Below are 13,369 nucleotides of genomic sequence, written 5' to 3'. Positions count from 1 at the left end.
CTGTAGTCGGAGAGCCGGGGATCGACGCAGGTCTTGAACGAGGCCGCAGGGCGGGTTCCCGCTCGCCGAACCCACCACGTGGGGCTTGGCGGGTGTCTCGCGGTTGGGCCATGCGATGTCGTCAACGGCGGGAAAGAGCTCTCCGTTGACGATCCGGTGCCAAGTTCAGGCCACCTCCGGGTTCACCTGCGCCCCGCCTCCGCGGGCGAGAAGCGCTGGTGCCGGCCCGGCAGCACAGTCAAGGACGGGCGAGTCGGCGCCGAACTCCAGGAGCAGCGTTACGGCCGAGTGCGGGCCATCCGCAGAGGGGCCAGGTCACGGACACGGAACCCTTGCCATGGTGAGACCGGCCGCCCTGCTGGGCCGCTGCGGGCACGCGACGCCCCCACACAGCCGCACCGCGCATGAAAGTCCGCACCGTCCCATGCTGGTTGAGCCGACCGAGGGGAACATTCTGGCCCAGGGCGCCCGCCTGATCTCCGCCCTGCCCGCGGGGCTCAGCCGCGCCCTCCTCCGCCTCACCACCAAGAGCGAGTGTTTGCCGCCGGCAACGAGCAGGTCGCCGATGAATGCGGCGTCGGCCGCACAGCGCGGAGGCGCTCCAGTTCGAGCGGAGGCGTGCAGCACCGCGAGCGACGGCGGCTGGGCGTGGGCCGGACACGGCTGCTCAGGCTGCTGACGGCGCCGCCGGTTCCCCCCGTCAGCCGGCGGGGCTCTTCGCGCGCGTGCCCGAGGCCGGCTGCGAGGGAGCGGCGGCGACCAGCAGTGCGGCGAGCACGAGAGGGGCTGCTGTCTGGTACCCGATCCACACCTCACCCCCAGCGCTGCTGCCCTGCCAAGCCATCAGGAGGCCGGCAAGCGCCGTCGACACCCAGCCGGTGTCGTAGGCAACCATGAGCCACGTGTACGTGCGCATCGGTCGTCTGCGCACATAGCTGACCTCGACCCCGCCACCGATCAGCAGAGCCGCACCGGAGAGCACCATCAGCCAGGCGGGCACGCCGAGCAGACGGCCGAGTGGGGCGGCGCCGGCAAGGTAGACACCAGCGAGTAACACCTTGAAGACGCCGTCGGCGATGATCCCCACCGTCCGGCGTGTCACCGACGGCGGCACGACTTGGGCCATGTGCGGTCCTCCCGGAAGCTCGTCCTGGCTGGTTCCGTAATGAGATTACGGTAATAATGAAATTATGAGAATGACGAGAGCGGAGGCCAGGGAGCGCAACCGCCGCGCCTTGCTGGACGCCGCGTTCCAAGTCGTTTCCCGAGACGGGTACCAGGCCAAGCTTGAGGAGATCGCCGAGCGGGCCGACCTGACCACCGGCGCCATCTACTCACTGTTCGGAAGCAAGAACGGCCTGGTGGTCGCCCTGGTCGCCGACTACCTGCGACCGCACTACGAAGAGATCGAGCAGGCGGTTCCCGCTGGACTTGATCTGCTGGAAGCGGTCGACGCCTTTGCCCGGTACTACCGGCGCAGTTGCGACGCCTCCGACGCACGGTCCGGTCTGTCACTCCAGATCACCTTGCTGGACATGGCCCTGCACGACCCAGACCTGGGGTCCCAGCTCGCCGCCTCCATCCGAGCGCAGGAGGCCCACCTGGTCGCGCTGTTCACCGGAAGATCGCACAACGGCGGCGTCGTCACGCCCCACCAGGCCCAACGCCTGGTCACCACACTCAGGGCACTGTTCGTCGGCCTCAGCCAGGGCGTCATCCTCGGTCTCGCCGACGGTGCCGACGAGCAGTACTTCGCCGACGCCGCCCGCTCCCTGGCATCCGACATGTCCCTCATCGATCGTGATGCGGACGCTTCCTGATGGTGTGGCGCCGCGAACGCAGTCGTCGGGGTTGCGGCTCGTCTCCTACAGCCACGGATCGAGGGCATGCTTGCCACGGGTCCGACCCGCTTCGAGCTCCTGCAGCACGGCTGGTCCTTCGGCCAGGGGATGGACCTCGGGGGTGCCGGGCGGGTACACGCCGTCGGAGATGAGTGCCCCGAGTTCGGTGAGCAGTTCGCCATAGATGGACGGGGCTGCGGCCGCCAGCGCGCCGATGTGCAGCCCCTTGATCTGGATCTGGTGAGTGAAGACCAGGTCGTGTGTGGTCACGCCGGCGTCGCCGGAGGCGGCACCGAAAACGACGACGCGGCCGGTGAACGGTTTGGTGACCGCCAGGCTGACATCGAACGTGGCCTGTCCCACGGACTCCAGGACCAGGTCCACTCCGCCGGTCAGGCGGGTGATCTCCGCGGCCAGATCGGGGCGGGCGCTGTCCAGGACCGCGTCGGCGCCGAGCGCTTTGACGGTGTCGTGCTTGGACGGTGACGCCGTGGCGATCACACGCGCACCGTAGTGGTGGGCGAGGCGGACGGCAGCCTGGCCCACACCGCCGGCCGCGGCATGGATGAGCACCGAGTCACCCTTCTTGACCTCGCCGAGCGGCTTCAGTGCCGCCAAAGCGGTCGCCCAGTTCAGCACCAGGCCGAGGGCTTGGGCATCGCTCCAGCCGGACGGGACCGGCAGCACCTCCGCGGCCGGCATCTTCATGTACTGCGCGAAGGCACCCGGGCCGGCTCCGACGACGTGCGTGCCGAGCTCAAGCGGGCTTGCGACCCCGGGGCCGACGGCCACGATCTCGCCGGCCGCTTCGAAGCCTGCCACGTAGGGAGCCTGTGGCCCTCCAGCGTAGGTCCCACGGGTCTGCATGACGTCCGCGAAGTTGACCCCAGCGGCGCCGACTCGGATCAGATACTCGCCCGGGCCCGGAGCGGGACGGCGACGGTCCGTCGTGTGGCTCAGATCCTTCGGCCCGCGGTGCGAGTGCTGGACCAGGGCCCGCATCGTCTGCTCGGCGCTGTGATGCTGCTCGTTGATCTCCATGCACTGGAACGTAGAAGCTTCACACTGGCGTCAAGGTCAAGCGGCGATCAGGCCTCCGTGGGGCGGGCCCTGCGCAGGTAGGCGTCGAGTGCCGCCTGCTGAGCGCTGAGATCGGCGATACGGGCAGCGAGCCGATCGCGATAGCTCTGCACCTCGTGCAGGAACTCCGCGCAGACCACATCCCTGCTGACATCGTCGGGACCGTCCGTGAGGTGGGGCAGGACCTCCTTGATCAACCGCACGGGCAGTCCGGACTCCAGCAGCGAGCGGATGGCGAGGACCCGGTCGATGGTCGACCGGCAGTAGTCGCGGTACCCGTTGCCGAAACGACCGGGGACGATCAGGCCCTCATCCTCGTAGTACCGCAACGACCTCGCACTCACGCCGCTGATCCTGGACGCCTCACTGATCTTCATACCTGGAAGCAACGCCCGGGCGCTCCGCGAACTTCCAAGGGAAGTGCGAGTGCGCGCCGATCCTGGCCGACGGCCGCGATGCCGCCCTCAGCCCCGCCGACCGCCACGTGCCCTGCTCATTCTCTACAGTCCCGGTACCGTCCATGCCACTATCGACCACGACAGCGCCGACAACCGCCCGGGGCGACGCCCCCGACTTCACCGGATGGCTGATCTGGCCGGTCACCAGCGCGCTTGCCACCCGCGCGGTCCAGGAAGGCAGCACCGCCGCCTTCGACGATGCGATGGCGCTGCTCGCCGACCTCACCGGGCGTCACACTGCGGAGTTCGCCATCAGGACACTGCTGCGGCACGACCTCGGCCGGGCGCTCGGCATCATCGGCAAGTGGACCGGCTCGGCCGGCATCCACGTGCGCAGACTCGCCTCGGAAGGCACCCGCCCCTACCTTCCCTGGGCGGTACGGGTGCCAGACCTCATCGTCCGCCCCGGAGCAAGCCTGCCCATCCTGGACGCCCTCCACCGGGACGAGAGCGAGTACGTACGCCGCTCGGTCGCCAACCACCTCAACGACCTCAGCCGTGACCACCCCGACCTCGTCATCGACACCGCCCGCCGCTGGCTGGCGGATCCCGGCACCGCCACCGAGCGCCTCGTGCGCCACGGGCTGCGCACCCTCGTCAAGCGCGGCCACCCCGGAGCGCTGGACCTGCTCGGCTTCGCCCCCGCGGCACTTGAGGTCGACGGACCTCACCTGGACCACCACACCGTTCCGTTCGGCGGCAGCGTCCGTTTCACCGCCTCGATCCGCAACACCGGTGACGCCCGGGCGCGGCTGGTGATCGACTACATCGTGCACCACCGCAAGGCCAACGGCGGCCAGAGCGGCAAGACCTTCAAACTCACCACCCGCACCCTCGCACCAGGCGAAGGGATCCAGGTGGCGCGGAAGCACTCGTTCCGGCCGATCACGACCCGCCGCTACTACCCCGGACAGCACGGGATCTCCCTGCAGATCAACGGAGTCGAGTCTGCCCGCGCCGACTTCGAACTGGTCGGCACGGACGCACCCTGACACCAAGACCGCAGGGCCGAACCCGGCCCCTCGCCGTTGTAGGGGGTTCCTGTCGTTACTCCTCACAAGCGTGCCGGTCTGCGGGGCGCGGCCGCTGGATCGGCCCGTGGGGCACCCCCCGGCACGGTCATCAACCCGGCCGACACCAGCTTCCTCAATCCCGCACTGGAACCGGCAGCCCGCCGATGCTGACCGGACACGAGACCATCAACGTCAACCGAAATGAGTAATCATGCGGTACCGCACACTCGGCAGTTCGGACCTGGAGGTCTCCGAGATCTCCCTCGGCTCATGGCTGACCTACGCCGGCGGCATCGAGGCAGACGCGACCCGCGCCTGCACCGAGGCCGCGTTCGAGGCCGGCATCAACTTCTTCGACACCGCCAACGCCTACGGCCAAGGAGCCGCCGAGACGGCCTGGGGCGAGATCCTCTCGGCCCACCCCCGCGACTCCTACATCCTGGCCACCAAGGTCTACTTCCCGATGTCGGACGACCCGGCCGACCGGGGCCTGTCCCCGCAGCAGATCGCCAGACAGATCGACGCCTCCCTCACGCGCCTGAAGACCGACTACATCGACCTCTACCAGGCACACCGCTTCGACCCCACCGTGCCGATCGAGGACACCATCGAGGCGTTCCAGAAGGTCGTCGAGCAGGGCAAGGCCCGCTACCTCGGCTTCAGCGAGTGGACCCCCGAACAGATCCAGGCAGCGATCGACATCGCCGGGCCCGACCTGTTCGTCGCCTCCCAGCCGCAGTACTCCATGCTGTGGCAGGCCCCCGAGGCGGAGGTGTTCGGCCTGTGCGCGGCCAACGGCATCTCGCAGATCGTCTGGTCGCCGCTGGCCCAAGGCGTGCTGACCGGCAAGTACAAGCCGGGGCAGCCCGTGCCGGAGGGCAGCCGGTTCGCCTCCGCCGACATGGCGGTCTCCCAGGACCTCGTCTACAGCGACGCCACCCTGGAAGCGGTCCAGCGCCTCGTCCCCATCGCCGAGGAGGCGGGGATGAGCATGCCCACCCTCGCGCTCGCCTGGGTCCTACGGCGCAGCGAAGTCGCCTCCGCGATCACCGGTGCCTCCCGCCCCCAACAGATCCACGCCAACGCCGCCGCCTCCGGCGTGCAGTTGTCCGACGACCTGCTCACGGCCGTCGACCGGGCCCTCGGCGACGTCCCCATCACCGGACCCACCCTCGCCCCCGCCGCCCAGCCCGGCATCAGGCACCGCTGACCGCGCCCGCGATCACCACAGCCGACGGACTACGGCGCCGTCGGAGTCTCCAACGGCCCACAACCACGAAAGCCGAAAAATCTTGGACGGCGATGTCGAGAACCCGTGCTTGGCTCCGTCCCTGCAGTGAACGCGACCACAATGGGTCGCGCCAGCACCGAGGAGATACACGATGGCCAAGTACCTGCTGCTCAAGCACTACCGCGGCGCTCCGGCTCCGGTCAACGACGTGCCGATGGACCAGTGGACGCCGGAGGAGATCTCGGCGCACATGCAGTACATGCACGACTTCGCGGCGCGGCTGGAGAAGACCGGTGAGTTCGTCGACGGCCAGGCGCTCGCCCCCGAGGGGGCGTGGGTCCGCTACGACGGTGAGGGACGGCCGCCGGTCACCGACGGACCGTTCGCCGAGACCAAGGATCTCATCGCCGGCTGGATGATCATCGATGTCGACAGCTACGAGCGCGCCATCGAGCTGGCCGGGGAACTGTCGGCCGCCCCCGGGGCGGGCGGCAAGCCGATCCACGAGTGGCTTGAGGTGCGCCCGTTCCTGGCCGCGCCGCCTACCATCACGGAGTGACCTCATCGATGGACGAGGCCCTGCTGAGGAGCCTCACACCGAGCGTGCTGGGTATCCTCGTCCGCCGCGGAGCCGACTTCGCGGCGGCCGAGGACGCCGTGCAGGACGCGCTCGTCGAGGCGCTCCGCGTCTGGCCCGCCGACCCGCCTCGGGATGCCAAGGGCTGGCTGGTCACCGTGGCCTGGCGCAAGTTCCTCGACGCGACCCGGGCGGACGCCGCCCGCCGTCGGCGCGAGGACCTCGTCGACGAGGAGCCAGTACCCGGGCCCGCGCCCGCGGTGGACGACACGCTCCAGCTGTACTTCCTGTGCGCCCACCCGTCACTGACTCCGTCGTCCGCGGTCGCGCTCACCCTGCGCGCCGTCGGCGGGCTGACCACCCGCCAGATCGCCCAGGCCTACCTCGTGCCCGAGGCGACCATGGCGCAGCGCATCAGCCGGGCCAAGCGCACCGTGGCCGGCGTGCGGTTCGACCAGCCCGGCGACGTCGCCACCGTGCTGCGCGTCCTCTACCTCGTCTTCAACGAGGGCTACTCCGGCGACGTCGACCTCGCCGCCGAGGCCATCCGGCTCACCCGGCAGCTCGCCGCCGCGATCGATCACCCGGAGGTGGCGGGGCTGCTCGCCCTCATGCTGCTCCACCACGCCCGGCGCGCCGCCCGGACCGCGCCCGACGGCAGCCTGGTGCCGCTCGCCGACCAGGACCGCAGCCGGTGGGACACGAAAGCGATCGCCGAGGGCGTCCAGATCCTGCAGGCGGCCCTCGCCCGCGACCGGCTGGGCGAGTTCCAGGCCCAGGCCGCCATCGCCGCACTCCACGCCGACGCGCCCACCGCCGGGGAGACCGACTGGGTGCAGATCGTCGAGTGGTACGACGAGCTCGCGCGCCTGACCGACAGCCCGGTCGTCCGGCTCAACCGCGCAGTGGCCGTCGGTGAGGCCGACGGAGCACGCGCCGGGCTGGCGGCGCTCGCGGCGCTGGACGCCTCACTGCCCCGCCACGCCGCGGTGGCGGCGTACCTCCACGAGCGTGACGGCGACCTGGCGACGGCGGCACGGCTGTACGCCGAGGCGGCCCAGAAGGCACCCAACCTGGCCGAGCGCGACCACCTGACGCGCCAGGCCGCCCGGCTCAACGCCCTCCGGGATCGCTGACAGGTCGCGCCCGGAATCCCCCACAGCACATGGCGCGAGGCGCGACGGTCAGTCAGCAACGGGTGGTCCGGTGCCGGGGGGGGGGACTCGAAGACGTCGAGCCCGGCTCCCCGGATGCCGCGCGGGCCGGGCACGGTACGCGAAGGTGCGCTCGGTGACCGCGGGCGCGGTGAACAGACCGGTCATCACAGCACCCCCACCGGGGTGACCGGCGAGCCGGTGCCGCCGGGGACGTTCAACGGCGCGACGACCAGCATGAACTCGTGGCGGCCCGCTTCCGCGCAGGCGGTGGAGAGCGCTTCGAGGTCCAGGTTGTCCAGCAGCGGCACGCCCATGGCGGTGATGGCGAGCGCGTGCACGGGGGAGTGCAGGCCCTCTACCGGCGACGGCCGGACGTCGCTGTCGCCGTCGCCGCCGAGCAGTGCGATGCCGCGCTCGGCCAGCAGGGGCATCGCGTCCACGTGGAGACCGGCGCTGGCCGCGTCCGGGTTCCAGGGGCCCAGCTCGGCGCGGCGCCGGAAGTGTCCGGAGCGCAGCAGGACGGCGTCGCCCTCGCCGATGCTCACCCCGAGTGCCTTCTCGGCGGCCACGATTTCCTCGGCGTGCACGGCCCGGCCCGGCTCCAGCCAGTCGATGCCCAGGACGGCCGGGAGGTCGAGGAGGACACCCCGGGTGACCAGGGGACCGAGCGCGGCGACCGAACCGAAGCGGGCACCGGCGGCGTCGACCACCTCGCTCGCGGTGCGGCCGTCGTAGAGCTGCCTGCGGTAGGCGATGTGGGAGAGCGCGTCCAGGTGGCTGACGCCCTTGCCGTGGTAGTCGACGGCGATGAAGTCCTTGTGGCAGGACGGTTCGGCAGCCTCGACGTCACCGAGGTCGGACATGTAGTGCAGGGCGGGCTTGCCGTTGTCCGGGCCGGGCACGGTGTTCCAGGGCAGGGCCATGGGGACGGTGGCGCCGGTGCGGACGAGCGCGGCGGCGCGGCGCGCGTGGTCGGGCGTGACCCGGTTCCAGGCACCTCGGTCGGCCTGCTCGGGGGCCCAGCGGCCCCAGGTGCGCACGGTCTCGAAGAGGGCGTCGAACTCCGCGCGGGTGAGGGACGGACCGTTGTCGGGAACGGACGGGGAGGAAGGGGGGTCGTACGGGCTGCTGGTCATGGGCTTGCTCAGCGCTCCAAGGCTCGGAGGGTGTCGTCGGCCGACCCGGAAGGCGCGCTACGGTCGAGAGGTGGTCTCTCTCAGGTCGGTGCGTACAGCGGTGCCGAGGATGTGAACGGCGGCCGGTGAGGGGACGCGGGTGGCCGGGAAAGTGAACCGGTCGACGCTGATGAGGGCGAAGCCCGCGGCGGTGATCACGGCTTGGGTGTCGCGGCCGGTATGGCAGCCGCCCATCAGCCTCGGCCAGACGGTGGCGTCCAGCATGCGCTGGACACGCCGCATCGCGGGCCCGTCGGCCTGCACGTGTTCGAAGAACCGCAGTTGCCCGCCCGGCCGCAGCACCCGGTGGAACTCGGCGACGGCCGCTCGCGGGTCGGCCACGGAGCACAGGGTCAGACAGACGACGGCCGCGTCGAAGGAGCCGTCTGCAAAGGGAAGTTGCTCGGCGCGGGCCTCGGTCGTCTGCACAGGGACAGGTGCGCTGCGGGCCTGCTGTTCGGCCAGGGCGCGAAGGCGCGGCTCCGGCTCGACGGCGACAACGCGCTTCACTTCGGGCGGGTAGTGCGGGAAGTTCAGCCCGTTGCCCGCACCGACCTCGACGACCTCTCCGGACAGGCCGGCCAGCAGCCGACGGCGGTGTTCGGCGATGCCTGCCTTCTCCAGGGCAGGCCCGGCGAGCCTTGCGTAGAAACGGGCGAAGACCGGGTGCTTGATCGGTTGGGGCATGGTGACCGTCTCCCTCAGCGGACGCGCCGGTGGGGCCTGCCCTGATATGCGGAGGTATTACATAGTGAAGTCTCTTCACGATGTGCCTGAGCGGCCCGCTTCTGCCAGCGTCTCACTGGACCGGCTCTTCGAGCCGGCCGAGGTGCTTGGCGCGATGATGCAGCGCAGGATGGCGGGGTGCGGCCTGACCACAGCACGCGCCGCCCTCCTGGGGGCCCTGTTCCGGGACGGGCCGATGACCCAGCGGACGCTGGCCAGGTTGCGGGGGGGCACGCCCCGCAACGTCACCGGGCTCCTGGACGCACTTCAGTCCAGGCAGACCGGCCCACCGGCCGGCCCGCGGTGCGGCGGGAGGGCGCCGGTCGGACGGGTCACGTCAGCTCCGCCGCGTCGACGGGCAGCTGGGACAGGCGCCATTCGAGCATGCCGTCGTTCAGCCGGATCGCGCGTCGCCCGCGGTCGGTCAGCAGCCGCACCGCGTCATGGGCCAGGACGCAGTACTCGCCACGGCAGTACACGACGATCTCGGTGTCCTCGGGCAGTTCGTTGATCCTGTCGGCCAGTTCGTCGACCGGGATGGAGACCGCACCGGGGATGTGACCGGCGTGGTACTCCTCCACCGGTCGCACATCGAGCACGACGACGTCACCGATCTCGATCCGGGCCCGCAGTTCCTCGCGGGTGACTTCCGCCCCGCCGTCGTCGCCGAGGTAGGCGTCGCGGGCGGCGGGCACGGCTGCCTGGTGGTTTTCGGCGACCTTGCGCAGCAACGCGAACAGCTGGGCGACATCGTCGCCGGCGAGCCGGTAGTGGATGCGCACACCCTCGCGTCGGGTCGCCACGAACCCGGCCTGCTTCAGCGTCTGCAGATGCGCCGACGCGGTCGTCAGGTTCAGCCCGGCTGCCTTGGCCAGGGCGTCGACGCTTCGCTCGCCCTGGGCCAGCAGATCGAGCAGCTCCAGACGCTTTCCGCTGGCCAGCGCCTTTCCGCTGGCCGCGAACGCGTCGTACAGCCGCGTCTTCGAGCCGGTCGCGGTGGTCTCCGACATGGCATCCTCCATAAATCCATGGAATATTGTAGATGAAAGGGGGTGACGGCCACACGCCCCTCCGCCCCCTCTCGTACCTCTCGTGGAGGACCGCCGTGGGCTTTGCCGACGACCATCTGATGGCACTGGTCGACGAAGGGCTGGGCAACAGCGCCTACCTCGTCGACCTGGGCGACGGCCGGGCGCTGGCCGTGGACGCCGGCCGGGACCTGCGCGCACTGCACGCCGCCGCTGCCCGGCGCGGCCTGACCGTCGCCTACGCGGCCGACACCCATCTGCACGCCGACTTCCTCACGGGCGCCGTCCAGCTCGGTCGCGACACCGGCGCGACCGTGCTGGCCTCCGCCGCCGGCCGCCGCACCTTCGAGCACCGGGGCCTCGCGGACGGTGAGGAGGTCGATCTGGGCGGGCTGACCCTGCGGGCCCTGGCCACCCCCGGGCACACCGACGAGCACCTGTCCTTCCTGCTCCTGGACGGCAGCCGCCGACTGGGCGTGTTCACCGGCGGTTCGTTGATCGTGAACTCCGCCGCCCGCACCGACCTCCTGGGCGCCGAACGCACCGAGGAACTGGCCCGTGCCCAGTACCGCTCGCTCCAGCGGCTGGCTCGGCTCCCGGACGAGACCGCGGTGTGGCCCACCCACGGAGCGGGCTCGTTCTGCTCCGCCCCGCCCGGCACCGAGCGCACCTCCACCATCGGCGCCGAGAAGCAGTCCAACCTGCTGCTGGCCGCACCCGACGAGGACACCTTCGTGCGCCGGCTGACCGCGAGCCTGGGAACCTACCCCGCCTACTTCGACCGACTCGCCGAAATCAACCGTCGCGGCCCCGCCGTACTGACCACCACACCGGTCCTGCCCGCCCTCGACGCCAGGCAGGTCAGCGCACTGCTCGCCGACGGGGGCCACGTCGTCGATGCCCGCCCCGCGGCCGACTACGCCGCCGGCCACATCCCAGGCGCGATCTCCATCCCGCTGCGCGACCAGTTCGCCACCTGGCTCGGCTGGCTCCTGCCCGATGGGGCCCCCATAGTCTTCGTCACCGGCGAGGACCAGAACCTGTCGGAGATCGTCTGGCAGGCATACAAGATCGGCTACGAGCGTCTGGCGGGCCGTCTCACGGGAGGCATGACCGCCTGGCGGGAGACCGGGCTGCCCACGTCGGCCACAGCGTTCGTCACGCCCGACCAGGCCCCGGCCGCCCCCTACCTCGACGTGCGGCAGGAAGCCGAGTACGCCGCCGGACACGTCCCCGGCGCCGTGCACCTGGAACTCGGATCCCTCGCCACCCGGACTGCCGACGCACCCCAGGGCGCGATCATCGCCTGCGGACACGGCGAGCGCGCCATGACCGCCGCGAGCGTCCTGGAACGCGCCGGACACACAAGCCTCACCGTGCTGAACGGCGGCCCCGGCGCGTACGCCGCCGCCCACGCCACCCAGCTCGCCGAAGGCAGCGCCGGGTGAGCATGACGCCCAAGGCCGCCCCCACGCCGGTTCGGCTCGGGCTGCGGGAGAACCGGCTGCAGTTCGCCCTGCTCGTCATCGTCAACGTCTGCGTCGGCGCCCTGGTCGGACTGGAACGCACCACCGTCCCGCTGATCGGCACCGACGTCTTCGGCCTGACCAGCGATCTGGCGGTCTTCTCCTTCATCGTCGCCTTCGGCGTCACCAAGGCCCTCACCAACCTCGCTGCCGGCGCGCTCACCGCTCGCTTCCGCCGCAAGCAACTCCTCGTCGCCGCCGCCGTTCTCACCGCGGCCTCAGGACTGCTCGCCGCTCGCTGGATCACCGACGGCACTCACGGCGAGGCACCGCGCACGGTACCCATTGACGGAATGGGCGCGGCCGATCGGTCATGACGTTCCGTCGAGCAACGCCTTGCCCAGTGCGGTGAGCGAGTGGCAGACGGTCTTGCCATGGCGGCGGGAGGAGACCAATCCGGCCTCCCGAAGTACGGCGGCATGCTGGCTTGCGCTGGCCGGTGAAATGCCCAGGGAGCGCGCGATCTGGCCAGTCGTGGCGCCGGCTTCCGTGGCCTCAAGAACGACCGCCCGGGTGCGCCCCAGCAGATGGGCGACTGCCTCGTCCCGCATGGAGGTGCCGAATATTTCCGCTGCCGCCAGGACATCGCGTACCACCGGATAGATCAGCATCAGCTCTCCGTGTTCAGGGGCGTACAGCAGGGGTTGCCGGCAGAACACAGAAGGGGTGACGACCAGTCCCCGGCCTGCGAGGTGGATGTTGTCGCTGTTCACCCATGTCCGGTAGGGGACCTCAAGCACCGGTGGCTCCCAGCGGATTGCCGGATGCAGTGAACCCAGCATGGCATCGACGCCGCCGGTGATCATCACTGAGGCCGCAGCGGCCCTTTCCGCCTGGAGCACAGCGTGGATGCGCGGCCAATGCGGAGCGACAGTGGCTTGGTACACGGCGTCGAGAGCCGCGGCCAGACGGCGGGCGGCCAGTCCGTCGCCGTCGGCAGCGCCGAACACCCACTTCGGCAGTAACGCCTGCCGCTGCGGGGAATACAAGGCCAGCTCTGCTCGCAAGCGCTGTGGGCCACGCAGGAGCGTGTCGATGGCGTCCACTGTCCTCGGGACGGTGCCGACCAGGGTGAACAGATCCACCATGCCCTTCCCCGGAAGGGCCAGGCCCCGGACGAGCGCGGGTAAGTCCCCGGTGGCCAGCGCTCGCCGGGTGCGTGCACGCCAGCGGTCGAAGAGAGCGGCCTCACCTGCTTGCTGGGCTGTCCAGAGGCTGAGCTGGGCCTCGGCCAGCGGACCAGGCAGGGCGATCCGGGTCCGGCCGATGTCTGCGGACGCGAAGTGAACACGGGCCACTGTCCCCCCAAGCCGCGGCGGAAGAACATTTCATTCTCAGATGAAACGTCTGTGCCGCGATTATGCGCTCAGTCAGCCTGTTCTGAACAGCCATCCATCGGCTGGAGGGAAGCGAGCTGTGCCGGCTGCCTGCTGGTCGGCGTACGGAGAGGAGAGACTGGTGTTCAAGCGAATGGCGCTCGCTCTGGCTGTTGCCGTATTCCTTGTGGGGGCGATGCCGGGCATGGCCGCTGCATGGGTCGGGCCGACCTGACGTGCC

The 13,369-nt window shown here is 70.5% G+C and carries 14 protein-coding genes and 1 pseudogene; 7 read left to right on the top strand and 8 right to left on the bottom strand.

The features are described 5' to 3' along the window. Window positions 1-225: 225 nt before the first annotated feature. Window positions 226-406: pseudogene (locus NW895_RS30255) on the bottom strand (AraC family transcriptional regulator); the annotation flags it as partial. A gap of 294 nt (window positions 407-700) precedes the next feature. Then, window positions 701-1,126 (bottom strand): hypothetical protein, encoded by a 426-nt coding sequence (locus NW895_RS30250; RefSeq protein ID WP_289939540.1) that lies wholly within the window; start codon window positions 1,124-1,126, stop codon window positions 701-703. A 70-nt stretch (window positions 1,127-1,196) separates the two neighbouring features. Here NW895_RS30250 and NW895_RS30245 point away from each other — a divergent pair, with 70 nt between their 5' ends. After that, on the top strand, window positions 1,197-1,820 hold the full coding sequence (locus tag NW895_RS30245) for a TetR/AcrR family transcriptional regulator (RefSeq protein ID WP_289939537.1): 624 nt from the start codon (window positions 1,197-1,199) through the stop codon (window positions 1,818-1,820). 45 nt (window positions 1,821-1,865) lie between these two features. On the opposite strand, the gene NW895_RS30240 is transcribed toward NW895_RS30245, so the two are convergent. Beyond that, entirely contained in the window at window positions 1,866-2,882 is a 1,017-nt protein-coding gene (locus tag NW895_RS30240; RefSeq protein ID WP_289939536.1) for an NADPH:quinone oxidoreductase family protein, read from the bottom strand. Window positions 2,883-2,929: 47 nt separating this feature from the next. Continuing rightward, window positions 2,930-3,298: a MerR family transcriptional regulator gene (locus NW895_RS30235; RefSeq protein ID WP_289939534.1), complete on the bottom strand. Its 369-nt coding sequence runs from the start codon at window positions 3,296-3,298 to the stop codon at window positions 2,930-2,932. 143 nt (window positions 3,299-3,441) lie between these two features. On the opposite strand from NW895_RS30235, the gene NW895_RS30230 reads away from it, so the two are divergent. The 4 genes from NW895_RS30230 (at window position 3,442) to NW895_RS30215 (ending at window position 7,336) form a co-directional block, all read left to right on the top strand. Next, window positions 3,442-4,371 (top strand): DNA alkylation repair protein, encoded by a 930-nt coding sequence (locus tag NW895_RS30230; RefSeq protein WP_289939532.1) that lies wholly within the window; start codon window positions 3,442-3,444, stop codon window positions 4,369-4,371. 232 nt (window positions 4,372-4,603) lie between these two features. Further along, window positions 4,604-5,602, top strand: a complete 999-nt coding sequence (locus tag NW895_RS30225; RefSeq protein WP_289939530.1) for an aldo/keto reductase family protein — start codon at window positions 4,604-4,606, stop codon at window positions 5,600-5,602. A gap of 172 nt (window positions 5,603-5,774) precedes the next feature. Continuing rightward, complete coding sequence (locus tag NW895_RS30220; RefSeq protein ID WP_289939528.1) at window positions 5,775-6,182, top strand: YciI family protein; 408 nt, start codon at window positions 5,775-5,777, stop codon at window positions 6,180-6,182. A gap of 8 nt (window positions 6,183-6,190) precedes the next feature. Further along, window positions 6,191-7,336 (top strand): DUF6596 domain-containing protein, encoded by a 1,146-nt coding sequence (locus NW895_RS30215; protein ID WP_289939563.1) that lies wholly within the window; start codon window positions 6,191-6,193, stop codon window positions 7,334-7,336. A gap of 185 nt (window positions 7,337-7,521) precedes the next feature. Here NW895_RS30215 and NW895_RS30210 read toward each other — a convergent pair whose 3' ends face one another. The 3 genes from NW895_RS30210 to NW895_RS30200 all read right to left on the bottom strand — a co-directional run bounded on the left by NW895_RS30210 (window position 7,522) and on the right by NW895_RS30200 (window position 10,268). Next, the gene (locus NW895_RS30210) at window positions 7,522-8,493 is read right to left on the bottom strand and encodes a cyclase family protein (protein ID WP_289939527.1); all 972 of its coding nucleotides are present in this window, start codon (window positions 8,491-8,493) and stop codon (window positions 7,522-7,524) included. A gap of 57 nt (window positions 8,494-8,550) precedes the next feature. After that, complete coding sequence (locus NW895_RS30205) at window positions 8,551-9,219, bottom strand: class I SAM-dependent methyltransferase (protein ID WP_289939526.1); 669 nt, start codon at window positions 9,217-9,219, stop codon at window positions 8,551-8,553. A 371-nt stretch (window positions 9,220-9,590) separates the two neighbouring features. After that, window positions 9,591-10,268: a metalloregulator ArsR/SmtB family transcription factor gene (locus NW895_RS30200; RefSeq protein WP_289939525.1), complete on the bottom strand. Its 678-nt coding sequence runs from the start codon at window positions 10,266-10,268 to the stop codon at window positions 9,591-9,593. Between the two features lie 95 nt (window positions 10,269-10,363). Here NW895_RS30200 and NW895_RS30195 point away from each other — a divergent pair, with 95 nt between their 5' ends. Both NW895_RS30195 and NW895_RS30190 read left to right on the top strand, forming a co-directional pair. Further along, on the top strand, window positions 10,364-11,734 hold the full coding sequence (locus NW895_RS30195) for an MBL fold metallo-hydrolase (RefSeq protein WP_289939524.1): 1,371 nt from the start codon (window positions 10,364-10,366) through the stop codon (window positions 11,732-11,734). Continuing rightward, window positions 11,731-12,129: a hypothetical protein gene (locus NW895_RS30190; protein ID WP_289939523.1), complete on the top strand. Its 399-nt coding sequence runs from the start codon at window positions 11,731-11,733 to the stop codon at window positions 12,127-12,129. The genes NW895_RS30195 and NW895_RS30190 overlap by 4 nt, the downstream gene beginning before the upstream one ends. Here NW895_RS30190 and NW895_RS30185 read toward each other — a convergent pair. Further along, window positions 12,124-12,900: a winged helix-turn-helix domain-containing protein gene (locus NW895_RS30185; RefSeq protein ID WP_289939522.1), complete on the bottom strand. Its 777-nt coding sequence runs from the start codon at window positions 12,898-12,900 to the stop codon at window positions 12,124-12,126. The two genes, NW895_RS30190 and NW895_RS30185, sit on opposite strands and share 6 nt — an antisense overlap. Window positions 12,901-13,369 lie beyond the last annotated feature (469 nt).

The organism is Streptomyces sp. S.PNR 29, assembly GCF_030386795.1.
GTDB lineage: Bacteria > Actinomycetota > Actinomycetes > Streptomycetales > Streptomycetaceae > Streptomyces.
The sequence above is the reverse complement of the archived record's forward strand: the minus strand, read 5'-3'. Positions and strand labels throughout refer to the sequence as shown.